At 55.0% G+C, this 21,921-nt stretch carries 16 protein-coding genes; 9 read left to right on the forward strand and 7 right to left on the reverse strand.

Annotation, left to right across the window (positions count from 1 at the left end):
• Positions 1–769: 769 nt before the first annotated feature.
• Positions 770–3,049 (forward strand): NADP-dependent malic enzyme, encoded by a 2,280-nt coding sequence (locus V8L73_RS18520; protein ID WP_261832094.1) that lies wholly within the window; start codon positions 770–772, stop codon positions 3,047–3,049.
• A 165-nt stretch (positions 3,050–3,214) separates the two neighbouring features.
• Here the strand turns inward: V8L73_RS18520 and V8L73_RS18525 are convergent, their stop codons facing one another.
• The 5 genes from V8L73_RS18525 to V8L73_RS18545 form a co-directional block, all read right to left on the reverse strand.
• Positions 3,215–4,036: a nucleotidyl transferase AbiEii/AbiGii toxin family protein gene (locus V8L73_RS18525; protein ID WP_261832093.1), complete on the reverse strand. Its 822-nt coding sequence runs from the start codon at positions 4,034–4,036 to the stop codon at positions 3,215–3,217.
• The gene (locus tag V8L73_RS18530; RefSeq protein WP_347253703.1) at positions 3,990–4,988 is read right to left on the reverse strand and encodes a type IV toxin-antitoxin system AbiEi family antitoxin; all 999 of its coding nucleotides are present in this window, start codon (positions 4,986–4,988) and stop codon (positions 3,990–3,992) included. Before V8L73_RS18530 ends, V8L73_RS18525 begins: the two co-directional genes overlap by 47 nt.
• A 256-nt stretch (positions 4,989–5,244) precedes the next feature.
• Positions 5,245–6,609: a D-serine ammonia-lyase gene (locus tag V8L73_RS18535; RefSeq protein WP_347253704.1), complete on the reverse strand. Its 1,365-nt coding sequence runs from the start codon at positions 6,607–6,609 to the stop codon at positions 5,245–5,247.
• 44 nt (positions 6,610–6,653) lie between these two features.
• The gene (locus V8L73_RS18540) at positions 6,654–8,027 is read right to left on the reverse strand and encodes a GntP family permease (protein ID WP_027275529.1); all 1,374 of its coding nucleotides are present in this window, start codon (positions 8,025–8,027) and stop codon (positions 6,654–6,656) included.
• A gap of 27 nt (positions 8,028–8,054) precedes the next feature.
• Positions 8,055–9,659, reverse strand: coding sequence for a D-aminoacylase (locus tag V8L73_RS18545; RefSeq protein ID WP_347253705.1), 1,605 nt, complete (start codon positions 9,657–9,659; stop codon positions 8,055–8,057).
• 268 nt (positions 9,660–9,927) lie between these two features.
• On the opposite strand from V8L73_RS18545, the gene dsdC reads away from it, so the two are divergent.
• The 8 genes from dsdC to V8L73_RS18585 all read left to right on the forward strand — a co-directional run bounded on the left by dsdC (position 9,928) and on the right by V8L73_RS18585 (position 19,619).
• Entirely contained in the window at positions 9,928–10,872 is a 945-nt protein-coding gene (gene dsdC, locus V8L73_RS18550) for a DNA-binding transcriptional regulator DsdC (RefSeq protein WP_347253706.1), read from the forward strand.
• Positions 10,873–10,984: 112 nt separating this feature from the next.
• On the forward strand, positions 10,985–11,464 hold the full coding sequence (locus tag V8L73_RS18555; RefSeq protein ID WP_261832087.1) for an RcnB family protein: 480 nt from the start codon (positions 10,985–10,987) through the stop codon (positions 11,462–11,464).
• Positions 11,465–11,663: 199 nt separating this feature from the next.
• Complete coding sequence (locus V8L73_RS18560) at positions 11,664–11,957, forward strand: UxaA family hydrolase (protein ID WP_027275524.1); 294 nt, start codon at positions 11,664–11,666, stop codon at positions 11,955–11,957.
• A gap of 30 nt (positions 11,958–11,987) precedes the next feature.
• Positions 11,988–13,160, forward strand: coding sequence for a UxaA family hydrolase (locus V8L73_RS18565; protein ID WP_261832176.1), 1,173 nt, complete (start codon positions 11,988–11,990; stop codon positions 13,158–13,160).
• A gap of 54 nt (positions 13,161–13,214) precedes the next feature.
• Positions 13,215–14,165, forward strand: a complete 951-nt coding sequence (locus tag V8L73_RS18570; RefSeq protein WP_261832086.1) for a 2-keto-3-deoxygluconate permease — start codon at positions 13,215–13,217, stop codon at positions 14,163–14,165.
• Positions 14,166–14,308: 143 nt separating this feature from the next.
• Positions 14,309–16,276, forward strand: a complete 1,968-nt coding sequence (locus V8L73_RS18575) for a sigma 54-interacting transcriptional regulator (RefSeq protein WP_261832085.1) — start codon at positions 14,309–14,311, stop codon at positions 16,274–16,276.
• A gap of 361 nt (positions 16,277–16,637) precedes the next feature.
• Entirely contained in the window at positions 16,638–18,005 is a 1,368-nt protein-coding gene (locus tag V8L73_RS18580; protein WP_347253707.1) for a cellulase family glycosylhydrolase, read from the forward strand.
• Between the two features lie 246 nt (positions 18,006–18,251).
• Complete coding sequence (locus V8L73_RS18585; protein WP_347253708.1) at positions 18,252–19,619, forward strand: cellulase family glycosylhydrolase; 1,368 nt, start codon at positions 18,252–18,254, stop codon at positions 19,617–19,619.
• A gap of 117 nt (positions 19,620–19,736) precedes the next feature.
• Here the strand turns inward: V8L73_RS18585 and V8L73_RS18590 are convergent, their stop codons facing one another.
• Both V8L73_RS18590 and V8L73_RS18595 read right to left on the reverse strand, forming a co-directional pair.
• Positions 19,737–21,197, reverse strand: a complete 1,461-nt coding sequence (locus tag V8L73_RS18590; protein WP_347253709.1) for a substrate-binding domain-containing protein — start codon at positions 21,195–21,197, stop codon at positions 19,737–19,739.
• Positions 21,198–21,389: 192 nt separating this feature from the next.
• Positions 21,390–21,806, reverse strand: coding sequence for a hypothetical protein (locus tag V8L73_RS18595; RefSeq protein WP_134388922.1), 417 nt, complete (start codon positions 21,804–21,806; stop codon positions 21,390–21,392).
• Positions 21,807–21,921: the final 115 nt, after the last annotated feature.

Raw genomic sequence — 21,921 nt, forward strand, 5'->3', positions numbered from 1 at the left:
ACGCAAATTCTATTTGAATAATACGTAAAGCAGATCTGTCCCTTTTCAGCCTCAGCGCCTCCTTTAAAGCTCCCGCCTGCAAGATATTTCTCCCTACTATTAACAATAGCAGAGGCATTAGTAATAACGATGGACACAATGTGATCCAGATTGCACCATTGAAGATAAGTTTAAAATAAGTGCCATTACTATTGCGACGGATTACTTCAACCATTAGTAGAATAGAAAATAATAATAACGTAGTTTTACACAAGAAAAGGCAATTTGCCTTTCATGGAAAAATAATAATATCGTTTTATCTTTGAGTAATTAAAATGAAATTATTTTAATAATGTTCCATTACTAAATAATTCATTAAAAAATGTTCCATTACTCATAATATAAACATTCGGAATTATGCTAATCAAGAAATAAACGCATTATTTAATCTCTAAATATAATCAGCGTTCACCTGTGGGAGGCTGTTATAGAGAACCCGGTTTTACGCTATCGCACCGCTGTACGTACGCTTCCTTACGATGAGCACATTTTCAAACCGCTTTTCCCTATTGCAACAATCGCTGAGATAACGTGACCGAGTTTGCATCATCAAATATTAAATTGATGTTAAGATTGTCATCCAACTGTGCGTTATTTGGGTGATGGTCGTAAATAAAGCGTAATAACAATCCGTTATGCGGCGTTCACCCAGCTAACCCCCGGTTTACAAGATCCCCCACACCTGAGAGGGGCCGCCTGCGGCGTGCCCGTATCCAAAAAGGACATAGCGATGGACGAACAGTTAAAACAAAACGCGCTTGATTTTCACCAGTTCCCGGTTCCGGGAAAAATCAAAATAGTCCCTACCAAGCCTCTGGCGACCCAGCGCGATCTGGCGCTGGCCTATTCGCCCGGCGTTGCTGCGCCCTGTTTAGAGATAGCCGAAGATCCGCTCGCCTCATACAAGTACACGGCTCGCGGCAACCTGGTGGCGGTTATCTCTAACGGCACCGCCGTGCTGGGCCTCGGCAACATTGGGGCGCTGGCGGGTAAGCCGGTCATGGAGGGTAAAGGCGTTCTGTTTAAGAAATTCGCCGGCATTGACGTATTCGACATTGAGGTCGACGAAGCCGATCCGGACAAGCTCATCGACATCATCGCATCGCTGGAGCCCACTTTCGGCGGCATCAACCTTGAAGACATCAAGGCTCCGGAGTGCTTTCGCATTGAAAAAGAGCTGCGCAAGCGCATGAAGATCCCGGTCTTCCACGACGATCAGCACGGCACCGCCATCATCTGCGCCGCCGCCGTTCTTAACGGCCTGCGCGTGGTGAACAAAAAGATTGAAGACGTGAAGCTGGTGGTTTCCGGCGCGGGCGCGGCGGCAATCGCCTGTCTGAACCTGCTGGTAGCGCTCGGCATGAAGAAAGAGCACATCACGGTGTGCGACTCGCGCGGCGTTATCTATCAGGGCCGTGACGAGAATATGGAAGAAAACAAGGCAATATACGCCGTGGTCGACAGCGGCAAGCGCTCGCTGGGCGACGCCGTCGGCGGCAGCGACATCTTCCTCGGCTGCTCCGGCCCGCGCGTGCTGACGCCGGAAATGGTCAAAACCATGGCCGACAGCCCGCTGATTCTGGCGCTGGCCAACCCGGAACCTGAAATCCTGCCGCCGTTGGCGAAAGAGGCCCGTCCGGACGCCATCGTCTGCACCGGCCGTTCGGACTATCCGAACCAGGTCAACAACGTGCTGTGCTTCCCGTTCCTGTTCCGCGGCGCGCTGGACGTAGGGGCCACCGTCATTAACGAAGAAATGAAGCTGGCCGCCGTGCGTGCCATCGCCGATCTGGCGCTGGCGGAGCAGAGCGACGTCGTGTCTTCCGCCTACGGAGACCAGGAGCTTTCCTTCGGCCCTGAATATCTGATACCCAAGCCGTTCGACCCTAGGCTTATCGTCAAGATCGCGCCTGCAGTCGCCAAGGCGGCGATGGACTCCGGCGTAGCGACTCGCCCCATTAGCGACTTCAGCGCCTACGTCGAGCACCTGACCCAGTTTATCTACAAGACCAACCTGTTTATGAAGCCGGTCTTCTCTCAGGCCAAGTCGACGCTTAAGCGCATCGTGTTTGCCGAGGGTGAGGAAGAGCGCGTGCTGCACGCAACTCAGGAAGTGGTTTCTCAAAACCTGGCCTTCCCGATCCTGATAGGCCGCCCGAGCGTAATTGAAATGCGCCTGAAAAAGCTTGGCCTGCAGCTTCAGATTGGCAGGGACTTCGAGGTGGTCAACAACGAGTCCGATCCGCGCTTTAACGAGTACTGGAGCGAATACCATCACATGATGAAGCGCAAGGGCGTGACTCGCGAAGCGGCCCGCCGCCGCATCATCAGCGATCCGACCCTTATCGGCGCGCTGATGGTCAAGCGCGGCGAAGCCGATGGCCTTCTCTGCGGCGTTATCGGCAACTACCACGACCACTACGACGTCATCCAGACGATGTTCGGCTATCGTGACGGCACCTCAACTGCCGGCGCTATGAACGCGCTGCTGCTGCCCAGCGGCAACACCTTTATCGCCGACACCTACGTCAACGACGACCCGACGCCGGAACAGCTGTGCGACATCACGCTGATGGCGGCAGAAACCGTGCACCGTTTTGGCATTGAGCCGAAGGTGGCGCTGCTGTCCCACTCCAGCTTCGGCACCTCGGACAGCCCGAGCGCGGTAAAAATGCGCCGCGTGCTGGAGTTGGTGAAAGAGCGTGCGCCTAATCTGGAAATCGATGGCGAAATGCACGGCGACGCCGCGTTGGTGGAAGCCATTCGCAACGACCTGATGCCGGACAGCCCGCTTAAAGGTGCGGCCAACGTGCTTATCATGCCGAACATGGAGTCTGCCCGCATTAGCTACAACCTGCTGCGCGTCTCCTCTTCCGAAGGGGTCACCGTCGGCCCGGTGCTGATGGGCATCTCAAAGCCGGTGCACATCCTGACGCCGGTCGCCTCGGTGCGCCGCATCGTCAACATGGCGGCGCTGGCTGCGGCGGAAGCGCAGACTAAGCCGATTTAAGATTGACTGCGGTAGATATGACAACGGCCCCGATTGGGGCCGTTTGAATTTCTGCAAACCTAATTAGATATTCCCTAGCTCGCTGATAATGTTTGAATTTTTCTCAATCATCAACAACAGATTGAGTGGAATTACACCATATCGCGGATGTCCTCGGCATGGTCTTCAACTTTCCTCAACTGCGGTTACAACGCTGGACCAAAAGGCATTGATGAGTTGTTCGATTTCTACCGAATTATCCGCAACAGACTGCCGCACGATGGCATCAATTAGGCATTCTTTATCAAGGAACGTTAATTCCGCAGGTGATCCCTCCTGATACATGGTCGCAACATCGTAACCTAGTAATGCAGCCCCCATTCGCACCGGATCCCAGCCCAGCCGCTCGCCTTCAACGGGTGGCTCATAGATTCGGTCATCTTCAATAGCGCCATATTCACGAACAATATTATAAAAATCGACCGCATCTTTAGCGTTACCAAATCCGCGATCGCGCCAGGCAAACAGCTTTAATAAAGCAAGCCCCGCCAGAGAGCAAAAGGGCAACGTTTCGCCGTTATCCAGTCGTACCTGCACGGTATGCCTAAACGCTTCGTCAAAACCATCCACGTACATAATAATTTTTCGATCTGGCGGCCAAGCGATTTGGTTATCCTCGGCAATTGCGCCAAATGGGATAATATCTACTTCGATACCCGCTACGATGATACGATGAGCGTTATTTCGCACAACCTGAGCATCTTGCGCAAGAAAAGCATTCTTTAATTCATCAAAGCGCTGCCAGCCATCCACAAATACGGCAATGTCTATATCGCGAGTACGGCGTCCTACACGTCTACCGTGTACATGGTGAAGCAAAATTTCACGCGCCGTCGCGCCCGCAATGAAGAAAGATATATCCTGCGCCGTACAAATCCGCTTTATCTGAACCAACAGTCCTTCAATAGTCAAAGAGAGCGGATTCGTTAAGGTGGAGATATTTGTCATTGATTATCCTTGCCGCTTCCCAATTTCGGGCGTCCCCACTGGCCAACAACTCTGCCGTGCACAGCATCGCTTTGGCTTTAGGATTAATCGCCAACTGGCCCCAAAAGCGGGAAACCAGCTGGAGTTTTCCGTCCGAAACGGGTTTCAGTCCCAATTCTTTTCGCCTTTGCAACAGAGAATAAGGCGTAAAAATCACCCCGCTTTCGGGTATCAGGTATCCTTCGCTCAGCTCTGCGGCCGCTATTTCGCTGCTCCAGTGTTCACCTGCCGCAAGCGTGATTTCATTCCATGACGTCGGCGCGGCTAACGGAAGAAAATTCAGCTTCGGACGCAAAGCCGTGGCGTAGTCCCTCAACCACAGCGCCAGCAATTCTTCCTCGTTCATCAGGCGTCGTCCATTCTCCGATTTGCGAAAATAGCGCTGCGCCGCAAGATAGGTGAAAGCCTTGTTGACCATGCCTAAAGAAATGCCAGCCTTCTCGGCTAAATTGCGGTAGGTATCGTTCAGGGTTTCGGGGTGAGACAGCAGCACAAAAAGGAGTTTCATCACCCCTTCAGCAAATCGGCGGTTCGCGACAGCGGGTTTCTTTTCGTATTTGCCTTCAATCAAAAGATACAGCCCCGGCGTCTGAATTCGGGCGTTTCCTGCGGTATCGATAAAGTTAATCTGGTGAACGGCGCAATGTTCCGCCAGCGCGGGCGTTAATGAGTTGCACACCAAAAGCGCAGGGAGGTCGGTTGAAATACCGGACATCTGCTCTCGCGCCGCCAGCAGGGACTCCTTACGATGAACCCGCCTGACTTCCAGTGCGAAAGTCACCGCCTCGCCGTTTGGCGCAATAAGCTTTCCCCATCCGTCGCACGCGCCATAGCGGGTGCCAAGCGCGTACTGTAACTGAAACCCTTTTGGCAAGTTCTCTGCAACAGTAGATAGGAATTGTTCTTCTTTCATTTGTTCACGCCTTTATTTTGTTCATGATTCATGAACAAAATAATTTTATGAACAAAGAGGAGGGATATGCAAGGGAAAGTTTTATGTGAAGCAGCCGGGCCGTGAGAACAACGAAATGACATCGCCGCACTGTGCCAGCGCGGTGACAAAATTGAACATGGCGCCCTAAGGCGCCAACGTTGATTATTGGATACGAAACGGACTCATACTACAGCGCTTATCGGGGCTTTTCAGCCCCGTCAACAGCGAAGAACAGTTATCCCCCCGTCTCATCCGCCAACAGCAGCCCCTTCCCTTTGGCGTAATACGCCTCCCTAACGTCCCCTGGCACCATGTTACCGCCGGTAGCCCACACCAGATGGGTGGCGTTCTCCATCGACGTAATCCCGTGGGCCGACGCGTAGCATTTTCCATTTTCGCTGCCTTCCAGTAGGGAAACGCCCCTAAAGCCGGCCAGCGCGCTCGGTTCCAGCTCGATATTTTCCAAATCTACCAGCGCGGCAAGGTAGCGGTACATACTGTCGTCGGTCAGGGTATAGGAGCCGCTAATCAGGTGCTCTATCGTTTTACCGACAAAGCTCGACGCTCTGCCCACCGCCAGACCGTCGGCGTCGGTTTTGTTGTCGATGCCGAAGTCCTGCACGCAGACCCTATCGTGATAGCCGGTCGCCAGCCCCAGCAGCATGCAGGGGGAATGAGTGGGCTCTGCAAAAAAGCAGTGGGCGTTCTCGCCGAACACCGACTTCAGGCCAAACAGCACGCCGCCCGGGCCGCCGCCGACGCCGCAGGGCAGGTAGACGAACAGCGGATGCGCCTTATCTACCACCACGCCGCGCGCCTCAAACTGCTTTTTCAATCTTAGAGCGGCAACCGTATAACCGAGAAACAGCGACAGGGAGTTTTCATCGTCAACGAAGTGGCACATCGGGTCGCCCTGCGCCTCTTTGCGCCCGGCCTCAACGGCCTTGCTGTAGTCGTCCGCATACTCCTTCACCGTGACGCCCTTGCTTCTGAGCATCGCCTTTTTCCACTGTTTGGCGTCGGCAGACATGTGAACGGTGGTCTTAAAGCCCAGCTTGGCTCCCATGATGCCGATAGACAGCCCCAGGTTGCCCGTTGAGCCGACCGCGATCGAGTACCGCTCAAACAGGCTTTTGAACTCATCGTCCGCCAGTTTGGCGTAGTTGTCCCCTAAAGAGAGCCAGCCGCTCTTTAAGGCGATGTCTTCCGCAAGCGCGAGCACTTCATAAATGCCGCCCCGCGCCTTGATAGAGCCGGAAATCGGCAAATGGCTGTCGCACTTTAGCAGCACCTGCCCTTTCACCTCTTGCGACATCTCTTTGGCGAGATAGCGCTTCATCTCCGTTAGCGCAATCACCGGGGACTCAATAATGCCGCCGTGCTGCTGGGTTTCAGGGAAAACCCGCTCAATATAGGGGGCAAACCGTTCAAGCCGACGAGCGGCATCCTGAATGTCCTCCATCGTTACCGCTGAATGGCGAAGAACTTCTTCGCACTCTCCCAGGCGGTCGTTCAGCCAAAACGTTTCTTTCAACGCGGCGAGCTCCTTCGTTATCGGAAACTCGTCATGCCACTCTTGCAGCGTTTTTCCTGCGATCATTTTTTTACCTCTGGCATAAATAAGTTTTTCCCAATAGCCCGCGTTTAGAACATGCCCGGAAGCACGCCTGCGAACGTTTGCAGTATCAGAACGACGGCAAATCCGACGAGGCTGGCAAGCGTCGTACTGTAAGTCGTTGCGGTAAAGGCTTCCTTCACCTCCAGCTGGTTGTACTTGGCCGGCAACCAGAAGGCCGCGTCGGTGGGCAGCGTCATGCCGACGGTGCCGCAGCAAATGGCCAAACCAACCACCACCGGCGAGTAGCCCATGGAAACCGCGGCGGGCCCAACGATAGAGACCACCGTCAGCATGGCGACCGTCGCTGACCCCACCGCCGCACGGATAATCATCGCCAGCAGGAATGCCAGCAGCACTATCGGCAGGTTCCAGCTGGAAAGCAGCTCCACCAACGCGTTGCCCAGCCCGCTCTTTTGCAGGATAAGGCCAAAGCAGCCGCCGGTGCCGATCACCATCAGGATGTTGCCCAGCCGGTCAGACGCGGCGTCAACGAACTTCATAATGGAGGAGTCGGTGTTTTTAACGATGTACTTTCTCAGCACGAAGGCCGACAGGAGAAGCGCCAGGAACAGGGCAATATTGTTGTTGCCGCAGAAGGTCAGCACGGTGTACATCAGGCTGTCTTTCGGCAGCAGCCAGGTGGCGATAGAGCCAGCAATGATTAGCGCAATCGGGAACAGGATCAGATTGAATGCCGTCATGGCCGAAGGCTTTTCCGGATCCGGCGCCAGCAGCTCGCTGTTGTTCACCAGTTCGGAAACTTCTTGCCGATAGGCGGCCTTTTCTTCCGCCGTCAGCCGCGAGTTGATGAAGTTTCCGTACTGCCAGCCGCACAGCAGGCTTGCCGGCAGCGCGACGATAAGGCCGTAGGCGATAAACCAGCCGAGATCCGCGCCGATCTGCGTGGCGACGGCCACCGGGCCCGGCGTCGGTGCCACCACGCAGTGGGTCAGCAGCAGGCCGACGAACAGCGATGCGGCGTAGGCGCTCTTCTTTTTGTTGGTGAGCTTGCGCAGCGAGTTAATCAGCGGGGAAAGCATGATATAGCCGGAAGCGAAATACACCGGAATAGCGACAATAAAGCCTGCCAGGTTCAGCGCCAGCAGGTCGTTTTTCTGACCAAATTTGCGCAGCAGCCCCTTGGCCATCTCTTCGGTTGCGCCCGAGGCCGCCAGCATTTCGCCGAAGATCCCGCCAAACAGAATCACCAGGCCCAGGCTTGCCATGGTGTTACCAAAGCCTGTCCCCAAATAGCCGAGCAGCTCTCCGGTCGGCATACCGCACAGCACCGCCATCATAATGGCGGAAACAAACAGGCCGATCGCCGGGCTGACCTTAAACTTGATAAGCATCAGCAGCAGGACGACCATGACTGCCAAAAAGGCGACTAAAACGCTCATTAAAACCTCCGTTTACTCTTTTTATTGTTATTGCGCGCCGTTTGAAAAGTGTCGAAGAACCCTGCCTGAATGAACGCCGGTAAGCTTTTTGTCGCGATAGACAATGCCGCCGTTAACGATGACGTATTCAATGCCGTCGCTCAGTTCGTTCGAATGGGTATACGTCGCCTTGTCCTGCAGCTTTTCGTAGTTAAACACCACCAGATCCGCATCGTTGCCGTCCTTAATCACGCCCTTGGTCGGCATCCCCAAACGCGCCGCCGGCATCGAGGTCATTTTTCGTATCACCTCTTCCAGCGTCATGACGCCGTTTTCCTTGTGGTAGTAGCAAATCGCCCGCGGGCAGGTGCCGTAGGCGCGAGGGTGGCCCTTTTCGTCCAGCGCGCGGGTCAGGCCGTCGCTGCCGACCACCGTATGGGGGAACTGCGCTATCTCGAAAACGTCTTCGTCACACATGCTGCTGTACACCGCGCTGCTGACGCCTTTGTTCTCCACCATGATGTCGAAAAACGTCTCGAACGGGTCTTGCCCCAGCTCTGCCGCATATTCCGCTACGGTTTTTCCCACTACGCCCGGCGTGTTGGGCGATGAGGAGACAAACACCCCTTCCCAGCCGCCGGCGTTAATGTAGTAGTTGTCATATTCGGATTTAGGGTCTTCCATCTCCCGGCGGATTTTTTCGCGCATCGCAGGGCTCTCAAGCCGCTCGGCCATCTTCGCCACGCCTTCAGTGAAGTGCCACGGCGGCACGCAGGCGTTGAGGTGGGTCATGTTTCTCGGGTAGGGGTACTGGTCGCAGGTGACCTGCACGCCTTCATCGATCGCCTTTTGAATAACGGCCAGCGTCTGTTTTTGCAGGCCCCAGTTGGCCTTGCCCAAAATCTTGTGGTGGGAGATAAACACCGGCACGCCCGCACGACGGCCGATTTCAATCGTTTCTTCCACCGCCTTGACGCTGTCGTAAGATTCATTGCGCATGTGGGAAGCGTAAATGCCGCCATAGGGCTTAATCACCTTGGCCAGCTCGACGATTTCATCGGTGGTGGCGTAGCAGCAGGGGGTATAAATCAGCCCGGTGGAGAAGCCGGCGGCGCCGTTTTCCATCGCTTCTTTCAGCAGGCCTTTCATGGTTTCCATTTCCTGCTCGGTCGGCTCACGGTTATCAAACCCCATCACTGCAATACGCAGGGTGCTGTGGCCGACATAGCTCTTAATGTTCGCCGTTTTGGGCGCGGCGTCGGCGTAGTGCAAATAGCGCCGATAATTCGTCCAGTTTTGCATATCTTCCGGGAACGCCAGCGCGCCGACGGACAGCTGGCCCTGCACCAGGTCTAGATGCTCCGGCGTGACCGGAGCAGCCGACAGCCCGCACTGGCCGCCGATTTCCGTCGTTACCCCCTGCGAGGTTTTACAGAGCCGGGCGCATTCGTCGCCTAATATGAGATCGCCGTGAGAGTGGGCATCGATAAAGCCGGGGCTGACGTAAAGCCCTTCGCCCTCAATCACCGTTTTCGCCGCTTCTGTTCCGTCAGCGTGGACTATCTTATCGCCGACTACCCCAACGCTTCCCCGATAGGCGGGCGCGCCGGTGCCGTCAACGACCATAACGTTCTTTATCAAGATATCGATCATGACATTTTTCTCCTGAATCAAGGGGGCCGTGTCCTGCTGCAGTCAGGAACCGTTAAACCGTAATTGTTCAGGGGATATTGGATAAAAAAGGCTGGTGGCTGACAAACGATAAAAACGGCGCTTCGCATGAGCCCAATTAATTCAAATGAGTGATATCCGTCAAATAACCGAAAATACGAGACGATTGCATCATTTAAATTCACACAAAAGATCAGGCTTCAGGGTACTCTTTAACGCAGTCGAACTCGTTTTATGACAGAGGAACGCCGTGTACACCGAAGACCACTACCTTGCCGGCGGCAAACGTTTGAGCAGCTATCAGCTATCGAAACTGCACACGTTTGAAGCGGCCGCGCGCCACAGCTCATTCGCGCTGGCAGCGGACGAGCTGTCGCTGACGCCCAGCGCCGTCAGCCACCGCATCAACGGGCTGGAAGAAGAGCTAGGCTTTAAGCTGTTCCGACGATTTCACCGCCGCATTGAGCTTACGCAGGAAGGCCAGCGGGTATACTGGTCTCTGAAGTCGTCTTTGGAATCGCTCAATCGGGAGATACTGGAGATTAAAAGCCGGGAGCTGTCCGGCAGCCTGACGGTATACTCTCGCCCGTCGATCGCCCAGTGCTGGCTGGTGCCCAAGCTGGCGCAGTTTAGCCAACAGCACCCGGCCATCAGCCTGAACGTTTTGACCGGCAATGAAAACGTCGACTTTCGCGGCTACGGCATCGATCTGGCTATCTACTTTGACGATAAAACGCCGGAAAGGCTGGTCTGCCGCCACCTGATGGACGAATCGATCGTGCCGGTCTGCAGCCCGGAGTACGCCGAACGCTTCGGCCTGGCGGGCAACCCCGAAGGTCTTAACCGCTGCACGCTTTTGCATGACCGCCAGGCGTGGAGCTACGACTCCGACACCCACGAGTGGAACTCATGGGCGCGGCACTTTTCCATCGAACTCAATGCGGAGCAGCACAGCATCGGCTTTGACCGCTCCGACCTGGCGATTATCGCCGCCATGAACCACGTCGGCGTCGCGATGGGAAGAAAAAAGCTGGTGGAAAAGCGCATCGCCAGGCAGGAGCTGGTCGCGCCCTTTCCCGACATGGAGCTGCTCTGCGCCCAGCGCTACTACGTCGCTACCCTGCCGGAACGCCAGAGCCCGAAGGGTGAGGCGTTTATTCAGTGGCTGCTGTCGGCAGCGCAGCCGGAGGTTTGAGAAGAAGCACATCGCCCGCTGGGTTACAACTACATCGCACCGCGGTGTGCAAACTTGCAAAGGCGTTTCTATACTAAAAGAAATGTTTTTACCCACAGCGAGCAAATCCATCATGAAAAAAACCATGCTTACCCTGCTGTTTTTGCTGCCCTTTACGCTTGCCAGCACTGGGGCAAACGCCGACAACGACAAGGCGAAAGGCAATAAAGGACACCAAAACAGCGCGCACCAAAACAACGGCCATAAGGGCAACGATAAAGGAAACGGCGGCAAAGGAAACAATAAGAGCAACGGCGGTAAAAACCACGACGGCGGTTCGCCAACCATCACCATTACCTTCGATCAGGCCAGAGGCCTGGCCGTCACCCACGGCCTGACGGGATACTCATCGCTTCCGCCCGGCATTGCTAAAAACCTGGCGCGCGGCAAGCCGCTGCCTCCCGGCATCGCCAAAAAGGCCGTTCCGGCCGGGATGCTGAGCTCGCTGCCCCACTATCCGGGCTATGAGTGGTACATCGCGGGCGACGATCTGGTGCTGGTGGCAGTGACGACGGCGATCGTGAATACCGTTTTATCGGGCGTGTTTAACTAGCGCGTCTTCCGCTTATTTTCCCTCACGTAGTCTTGCAACACAGGTGAGGCATTTTGCCTCACCTCCCGCAGCGTATTCCCTCATTTTTTCGCACCGGCAGCCCGCCGTATATACCAAAGCGTTATAAATCAGCTGATTAAAAAATGGCACGGTTATTGATACCTGTTTGAGTGATTTACTCACCCATAAGGATCGCGACATGAAAAAAAATGCTGTTGTCATTCACCCGCAGGACTGCGTCGCTACGGCCATTATGCCGCTGGCCGCCGGCGAAAAAGCCGCAATGTTTATCGGCACGGAGGCCAAGGAAGTCACGCTGCGCAACGCCATTCCTGCCGGACATAAGTTCGCCATTCGCGCCATGGCGCTGCACGACGAAGTATACAAGTACGGCGAATCTATCGGCAGGGCGACGCAGGCCATTGAGCTCGGCGAGCACGTGCACGTTCACAACGTGGAAAGCGAGCGCGGGCGCGGCGACTGGAACCAGTAATCTTCAATAACGATAAAAAATCACTAAGGAATATTCATGAGCAACGATACTTTTCCCGGCTACCGCCGTCCGGACGGCAGCGTAGGCATCCGTAACTACGTGCTAATTCTTCCCACCAGCGTCTGTTCCAACAAGGTCGCGCAGGATATCTCCCGCCAGGTGAAAGGCTCTACCTGGGTCAACAATACCTTCGGCTGCTGCCAGGTCGCCAGCGACGCCCGCCTGACGGAAAAGACGCTGGTCAACGTCGCCAAGAACCCCAACGTCGGCGCTATCGTGGTGGTTGGCCTCGGCTGTGAAGGCGCTGAGCCAACCCGCATCGCGGACGAAATCGAGAAAATCGGCAAGCCCTCCTGCTGCATCACCATCCAGCAGGAAGGCGGCACGCTGCAGTGTCAGGCCAAGGGAATCTCGCTGGCGCGCGAATACGCCCAACTGCTTTCGCAGCAAAAAACCGAGATAACCCCCGTCAGCAAGCTTATTCTGGCGATGGAGTGCGGCGGCTCCGATACCACCTCAGGCCTGGCCTCCAACCCGGCCTGCGGCGCAGCGTCTGATATGCTTATCGCCAAAGGCGGCAGCTCGATTCTGTCGGAAACCACCGAATTTATCGGCGCCGAGCACATCATGGCCAAACGCGCGGTGACGCCGGCAGTCGGTCAGCAGCTTATCGATCTGGTCGTCTCCTGCGAAGCGCGCGCCAAGGCGCTGGGCGAAGACATTCGCGGCGGCCAGCCGACGCCGGGCAACATTGAAGGCGGCCTGACGACGATTGAAGAAAAGTCTCTCGGCTGTATCCATAAAGCGGGCCACGCGCCGCTGCAGGGCGTACTCCAGTATGCCGACGCGCCGACCAGCCCAGGCCTGTGGGTGATGGATACCCCGGGGCAGGACATTGAGTCGATGTCCGGCATGGTTGCCGGCGGCGCACAGGTGATTATCTTCACCACCGGTCGCGGCACGCCGAGCGGCAACCCGATCGCGCCGGTCATCAAAATCACCGGCAATAAGGCAACGTTTGACAAGATGAAGGACAACATCGATATCGACGTTTCGCCCATCATGACCGGCGAAGCCTCTATTTCCCAGATGGGCGAAGAGATCTATCGGGAAGTGGTGCGCGTCGCCAACGGCAAAACCACCAAGTCGGAAGATCTGGGGCACGCGGAGTTCTCTATTTATAAAATCGCCCCGACTTTCTAAATCGTCTCTTTCCGGGCGGCGAACCTCGGTCGCCCGTTTTTCTGGAAGCTAACTATGAAAATTAAACAGGCTTTAGAACGTTTTCCCGGCGGGATGATGGTTATCCCTCTTATCATCGGCGCACTGTTCAAAACCTTCGCCCCCGGCGCGTTGGAAATAGGCGGCTTCGTGTCGTCAATCTCCCACGGCGCGATGGCGATCCTCGGCGTGTTTTTAGTCTGCATGGGGGCCGACGTACAGTTTAAGGCCGCGCCCAAGGCGTTAAAAAAGGGCGCGGCGATCACCCTCGCCAAATTCGCCAGCGGCGTAGCCGTCGGCCTGCTGGTGGGTAAGTTCTGCGGCGCCGACGGGCTGTTTGGGCTGTCCGCGTTGGCCATCATCGCCGCCATGACCAACTCCAACAGCGGCCTGTACGCCGCACTGGTCGGTGAATACGGTGACGACACCGACGGCGGCGCCATCGCCGTGATTTCTATCAACGACGGGCCGTTTTTAACCATGCTGGCGCTGGGAAGCGCGGGGCTGGTGACCATTCCGTTTATGGACCTGCTGGCGGTGATTATTCCCGTCGTCATCGGCATGGTGCTGGGCAATCTGGATGAAGAATTGCGCACCTTCCTGAAAACCGGCGGCGCGATGCTTATCCCCTTCTTTGCCTTTGGATTAGGCTACGGCATCGACTTCGCCCGCCTGCTGACGGCAGGCTTCTCCGGTATTCTTCTGGGCCTGATGACGGTATTTATCGGCGGCGCTTTCAACATCATGGCCGACAGAATGTCGGGCGGGACCGGCGTCGCGGGGGCGGCCGTTTCCTCCACGGCAGGCAACGCCGTCGCTACGCCGGCGGCGCTGGTGCTCATCGACCCAAGCCTGGCGGAGACCGCCACCAGCGCAGCGGCGCAGGTGGCGGCGTCTACCATCGTCACCGCCCTGCTGGTGCCCTTCCTGACCGTATGGATAGCCAAGCGCAATGCCCAGCGCACCGAGGCCCGAGCGGTCGGCTAACAAAACGCGTTCGGCGCTCTCGTTATCCAAGAGCGCCGAATTTATCCAGCCGATGTCACGATTATGCGCCCACGTTCACCTTTTCCCTGACGCCAAAGGTAAGATAGCGCATCATGGCTCCCCCGTTTTGTAGGTCCATGGTTATGAACACAATTCCTTTCGAGACTGCGCCAACGCCGCTTTGCCTGGTCGCCCCCTATCCCGCTCTGATTGAGGAAGCCAAAAGCCTGCTTCCGGGGGTCTCAACGCCGCTGACGCTACACCTGACTGATTTAAATCGCATTATTGAGGAACTGCCGACGCTGGAATCCCGCGGGCACCGCGTGCTGATAAGCCGGGGCGGCTGCGCCGACCTTCTGCGTCAGCACAGCCGACTGCCGGTGGTCGAGATAAAAACCTCGGGCTACGACGTGCTCAACGCGCTAACGCCGTTTATCGGGCAAAAGGTCCGCATCGGCATCGTCGGCTTTCGAAGCGTCGTCGAAGGCTGCTGCCGCGCGGCGGAACAGCTGGGCATTGAGCACGAATCCTTTTTGCTGACCAGCAACGACGCTAAAGAGATCGCCGCCATGCAGCAAAGGCTGACGACCCAGCGGCTGGACTGGATTGTAGGGGACACCGTCTGCCAGGACTACTTCGCGCCGCTGGCGACCCGCTTTCGCCTGCTTAACTCCGGCATCGACTCCGTGCGCCAAGCGCTGGAAGAAGCGCAGACGCTCTATCAGGCCTTCAGGCAACAGGCGCTGGAGCGCGACCACCTGCAGCTGATTTTGGACAAGTTCGACAAGGGCGTGATCTCCGTTGATGAACGGGGCAACGTGCTGCACGTCAATCACTGCGCCCGTATGCTGTTCGACCTGAAAGCGACGGCGGAAAGCGACACGGGATCGCTGACGCTGTCCCAGCTTAGCGCGGCCATCCGCCCCGACTGGGACTCGCTGCGCCGAGGGAAGCCGGTGCTGGCGCAAATCATCGACAGCGCGCTGGGGGTGTTGGTCTTAAACCAATATCCGGTGATCGCGGACGACAGGCTCATTCGCGCCGTCTTAACGGTGCAAACCGCCGCCAGCCTGCGGGATACCGAATATCAGGTTCGCCGGCAGGAGCTGGCGCAGCGGGGCCTGAACGCCCGCTACCGCTTTAACGACATCATTACCGAAAACCCCGAAATGAGGCGACGCATGGATATCATGCGCACCTACGCGCTGACCGACGCGACCATTCTGATAAGCGGAGAGAGCGGTACGGGAAAAGAGCTGCTGGCGCAAAGCCTGCACAACGCCAGCCGACGGGCGAACGGGCCGTTCGTCGCCATCAACTGCGGCGCCGTCGCACCGCAAATTCTGGAAAGTGAACTGTTTGGCTACGTAGCGGGCGCGTTTACCGGCGCGTCGCCTAAGGGGAAAACCGGGCTGTTTGAGCTGGCGCATCAGGGAACGCTGTTTTTGGATGAAATCGGCGAGCTGGATAAGCCGCTGCAGTCGCGCCTGCTGCGCGTGCTGCAGGAGCGGCAGATTATGCGCCTGGGCTCCGATCGGGTTATCCCTATCGATATTCGCATCATAGCGGCCACCAACAAGAAGCTGCCTCAGCTGATAGAACAGGGCGTATTTCGGGAAGATCTCTACTATCGGCTTAACGTGCTCAAAGCAACGACGCTGCCGCTGCGCGAGCGCCCGGAAGACGTCCGCGCGATTGGCGCCTACCTGCTCAATGAATACTGCCAGCGCTATCAGTTGCCCGAAATGACGCTGACGCCGGAACTGTGGCGAACGCTGCAAAGCTACTCCTGGCCGGGCAACGTGCGCCAGCTGGGCAACATCATTGAAAGGCTGGTGCTTTCGATACACACCCGCCCCGCGACGCTGGCGGAAGCCCGCCTGCTGCTCGACGACCTGGAGCCTGCAGCCGTGCCGACGCCCTCCTCCTGCCCCCGCTGCCGCATGTTGAAGGGCGATTTTAAGGCCATCCGGCTACGCATGCTGCACCAGCTGCTGCACGCCGAACAGAACAACAAAAGCCGACTGGCCAAGCGGCTCAACGTGGACAGAACCTCGCTGAACCGCTGGTTGAAGGAGAGCACAGGGGAGGAGGCATCTTTTGACGGGTAGATTTCAACAAATTAATAGAACGTTATTATCTTGAACTATCGCTATAGTAAATAAATTAACAACAATTAGTTGTTGACTGTATTATATTATTTGATATAGTCCCTATGGTAACTTCATAAAACTCTAACAATTTTCGTTAGATATCACATCACCTAAAAAGGAAACCAACAACTTTAAATAGTCACCCTAACCTACGCCGCTCTCGGCCAATCACATATTCTATTTTTCACCCCGCAATTCGCGGGGTTTTTTACTTTTCGCCACCGCGAAACGGCTTCCTATAGCCCATGACGTCACCGCGCACGTAAAGCGCGCAAACGCCTTTACTCACACACTGATTAACTAACTAAAGAGATAACCTATGAGTTCCAACCGCCCATTTATTTATGATGAACAAGGACGCGTCCTGATCCTGCACGGCACCAACACCGGCGACGCCAAATGGACCGAAGACGGCATGCCCGGCAAAACGGGCGCTGACGACTACATCGACCGACATATCAAAAACTACGGCATGAACGTGGTGCGCCTGCTGGCGTTTTGGGCCCGAATTGAGCCGCAAAAGGGGGTTTATGACAAAACGTATCTGGTTCGACTGGAAAAAGCGGTCAAACGCTATACCGACAGAGGAATGTATGTCCTGATTGATTTCCATCAGGATCTGTACGGCCCAGGCCTCGACGTTCCGCCCGATCCGAACGGCAACAACGGCGCGCCGCTGTGGGCGTCTTACACCGACGGTCTGGAACCCCAAACGCACCCGCTCACCAAGTTCGACTGGAGCATGCAGCATCTGGATCCTGCAATGATGGCCGCGTTCAAAAACTTCTTTAACTATGAGAAGTACCCTGAACTACAGGACTGTCTGATTGGGGCCCAAACTGAGGTCGCTCGCCGTTTCAAAGATAACCCACGCGTTATCGGTTACGATCTGTTCAACGAACCGTTCAGCGGTGACTTAAGCACTACGCTGAGCGGCAGCTTCCAGGCACAGCAGCTCTCGGACTTTTATCAAAGGGCCATTGATCGGATCCGTACTGTAGAAAGCAATAAGTATATCTTTGTTGAGCCACAGGCCGTCGGCCCTAATCAGGGCCTGCCGGGCGCCTTGCGGCCGCTGAAAGACCCTCGCTCAGGCGAAGCGCGTCTGGTCTATGCGCCGCACATCTATACGCTGGGCGCCCCTACCGGTAAAGCCTATACTCTGATCGACGCGCTGGAGATAGCCGCATGGGCTAAAAACCGCGCGGAAGAAATGGAGGCGCTGAATATGCCAATGGCGGTGGGAGAGATCGGCGCGCCGGAAACCTCAACCGTGGCTAAATATTTCGACGCGGCCATCAACAAGTTTGATGAGCTCAACAGCGGGTTTATGGTGTGGATTGACGGACAAAACACTTGGAGCATCGAGGATAAGGACGGCCAACCGTATTCCAAGGTAGACAGCACTGTCCGAACTTATCCGCAGGCAATTTCCGGTAAGCCGATTAAGTTTAGTTTTGACCGCCACAGCGGAAAGTTTGAACTGGCTTTCAAACAGGACAAGGGCGTCACCGCACCAACGGAAATATTCGTACCGGAGTCGCAGTATCCTAACGGCTGGAATCTGGACATCAAAGGCCAAACGTTAAGAAACTGCCGCTGGAGCTTTGACGGCGCCACTCAAATCCTGAGCGTTTATATGGACTACTCTGAGAGCGAAAAGGTTATTTGTATCGTTAAGAAATAATCCTTACGAATCGTCTTCCCAATAAATAACCGAATATACCCCTATGTTGACGGCACGACGCACCCATGCGTCGTGCCGCTACCATCGACGGATATAACACGAACATCCTATTCGTCTGCAGCCACGCAGAACGAACTTCGTGAATATGACTTTGCACTGATTAACAAGCCACAGGCGACGACCTCAGCTTGGGCAAAAAACACGCCAAATTTTTCCAAATTCAACAAATAAAATAGGAATATAACAATGGATTTTGACAGTAAATACATTTTCGATGAACAAGGGCGCGTCCTGATCCTGCACGGCACCAACACCGCCGACGCCAAAGAAACCGTAGACGGCATGCCAGGCCCCATGGGCGCTGACGATTATATCGATCGCCATATTTACAACTACGGCATGAACGTGGTGCGCCTGCTGGCGTTTTGGATGCGAATCGAACCGGAAAAAGGCGTTTTTGACGACGTTTATCTGACCAATCTGGAAAAGACGGTTAAACGCTACACGGATAAAGGGATGTACGTCCTCATCGATTTCCATCAGGATCTGTACAGCCCTTCATTAAGTTCGTCTCCCATTCCGAACGACAACGACGGCGCGCCCGCATGGGCGACCTACACTGACGGTCTGGTACCTAAAAAGCAGCCGCTGTCTAAAATCGACTGGAGCCTGCAGCATTTGGATCCCGCAACGATGGCGGCATTCAGAAACTTCTTTGATTATAAAAAGTATCCTGAGCTGCAAGATCACCTGATTGGCGCTCAGGTAGAAGTGGTGCGGCGCCTGAAGGATAACCCGCGCGTTATCGGCTACGACTTGTTCAATGAGCCGTTCAGCGGCGATATATGCAACACGTTAGACGGGAGCTTCCAGGCAAATCAACTTTCCGATTTTTATCAGCGAGCTATTGATAGGATCCGCGGCGTCGACGACAAAAAATACATCTTTCTTGAGCCTCAAGCCGTTGGCCCTAACCAGGGGCTACCTGGCGGACTGCGGCCATTAAAGGACCCGATCCAGAGCGCACCGCGTTTAGTCTATGCACCGCACATTTATCCGCTGGGCGTCACTGCCGGTATGCCCTACACCCTTATTGACACAGTGCAAATTGCCGCTTGGGCGGATAATCGCATTAAGGAAATGAAAGCGCTCAATATGCCGATGGTAGTTGGTGAAATCGGAGCAACGGAAACGGTGAATATAAACGAGTATTTTGACGCTGCTATCGGCAAATTTGATGAACTTAACAGCGGATTCATACTATGGACTAACGAAGAGGCAGGCTGGAGCATCGAAGACCAGAGCGGTCATATTTGCACCAAAGCGGCCAGCATCGTCCGCCCTTATCCGCGCACCATTTCGGGCAAGCCGGTTAAATTCAGCTTCAATCGAGGAGCTGGCAAGCTTGAACTAACGTTTAAACAGGATAAAGACGTCACCGCGCCGACTGAAATTTTTATACCGGAATTACAGTACCCAAACGGTTGGACTTTGGACATTAAAGGCCAGAGCCAAAGAAACTGTCGGTGGAGCTTTGATGGTGCAACGCAGATTCTGAGCGTGTATATGGATTACTCCGAAAGCGAGAAGACTATCCGCATTATGAAGAAATAACCTCTCCTTGCATTTTGGTCGTAAAAAGCGGCGGGTATTTTCCCGCCGCTTCAAAAAACAAACTCAAGCGCCAAGATTTTTCGCGCGCTTATTTATCCCCTACGGGTTTGCTGAAACCTACTTTACATCCCCCATCGCCACGTACCCCACGTCCTCCACCAGCTTCTGCCCCTGCGGGCTTAAGAACCAGTCGATAAGCGCCTGAGTATTGGCCGACGGCTTGCCGGTCGTCACCATATACACGTCCACGGTAAACGGATAGCTGCCGTTGCGGATATTTTCCACCGTCGGCGCGACGCCGTCGATGGCGAGCAGGCGCAGCTTCTCGTTTTTGTCCATCTGGCTTGCATAGTAGCGGAAGGAGTAACCCAGCGCGTTAGTGACGTTCTGATAGTTGGCAACGCGGCGCACCAAGCCACCCATGCCGCTGGTGCGTTCGGTCTCTAGCGGTTTACGCATCTCAAGATCCTGCATCACCTTTGACAACATTACGGTCTGGCTGCCGGAGTTCGCCGGGCGCTGGAAGGGAATAATATTTTCGTCCCTGCCGCCCACGTCGCGCCAGTTGTTGATTTTTCCGCTGTAGATGCTGCGAATTTGCTCGACCGTAAGGCCGGTTACCGGGTTGTCCTGACTGACGACGAAAACGAACGCCTCGCGGCTAAAAGGAGTCTGCGTCAGCGTAACCCCCTTGTCGGCAGCCGCTTTCTTTTGTTCCACCGAAGGCTCGGCGGCGAAAATCAGGTCAACCTGGCCGTCAATCAGAGACTTATAGGCTTCCGGCGTCCTGCTGCTGGTAACGTACTTGCTGGCGGAGCTTGCATCCAGCCCTTGATAAATGGCCTGTACGGCGGACGCATAGACCGGATAAGCCGCCGTCGCACCGTCAAGGCGCGGCCAGTCTTTGCCGATGTGAAGCGTTGGTTTTTCCACCGGCGTCAGCAGGTTGCCTTCACTAAACGGCCTGTAGTCGTAAAGCGAAATGGTTTCATCGACAGTTTTCTCACTGTCTTCTTTAATTAAATTGCTCTCGCGGTTATACCCCTGACAGCCCACAACCAGCAGTAGAGCGCAAAACAGCCCTAGCGACGCCTTGAGCCCCTTTTTATCCACCAGAGGCTTACCGGCGCGCTTCGCACCGAAGGCGAACGCCAGCGTGAACAGTGCGTAAGTCGCCGCGGGAACCCACAGCATCATCCAAAACCCCCCACTGAAGACCGCAATAAAAGAAGAAACAAAGAATGGGATCGTGCCAATTCCCATCCAGATAAAGGCCTCATGAGTGAAATCGCCCCCGCTGACAAACATCGCTAGAATCCAGAAAGCCAAAATATAAAAAATGGCGATCAGCATGGGCGCATAGCGCGGCCAAAAGCGGTCAGGCAGTTGGATATGCTTTCCCCACACGTATCCCACGAAAGCGATACCGACGGGAGCCGCTATCAGCCCGAAACCAGAGAGTCCTCTCAGATTCAGCGACTCAATCAGTATCATAAACAGCATCGCCCCGCCCTGCGCCACCGTAGGCAGCACTAGGAGGATCATAAGAAGAGAAAGCAGTAGATATTTAAGGTTCATGGTCGAACGTCCCTGTAGCGCCGAACGGCTTTAATTCCAAAGATAAAAAGATGAAGGAACAATAGCGTTATATGGGAGCCCAATAAAGACGTTATTTCACTATTTTTTCTTGAAAAGGCACCGATAGCTCCAGAGTAAAGGCGATATTTACGATAACTACACTTTATTTGCACTATCTGAACGCATCCTGCATCAATTAGCATTTTTATACCAATATCCCGCAAGCTTCAGGCCTCGATGAGTTTTTTCAAAGGCAAACCCTTCTTCGATACCGGAACGCTTGGAAAAAGCAGAGCCATAGGTTAGCCTGACGAGCCTTAGCCCTTTTGCATAGGTCGTTAGCTCACGATCGCGTAAATTCGCGCTTTGATAGGAGCCTAAGTCGAGCTTCGTCGCTTCCAGCATTTCGGCCAACTGCACTTCCGTCAGTTTTTTCCTCAGCATATCGGAAGAGGCCAGGTAAATTTCATGGTATTGCGCGGCGGCGAGCTTGGTTCTGAATTGTTCTACGGCGCGCTGTTCCAGCTCAGATTCGGACGGTTTGCAGCCAAACAGCGCCGCTGAGGCGCTCATAGCCAAAAGAAAACAGGTTAAACGTTTCCATTTCATTTTATTTTCACTGCCTGTGTAACGGATGCGTAGACTCGATGGATTTTGCGTGAACGATAAACAACTTCTTTGCGGAAAAATGTGAGGGCAGTGAGGAAATGAAGAAATGTTGCGC

Source organism: Leminorella grimontii (assembly GCF_039789245.1).
In the GTDB taxonomy this organism is placed as follows: Bacteria; Pseudomonadota; Gammaproteobacteria; order Enterobacterales; family Enterobacteriaceae; genus Leminorella; species Leminorella grimontii.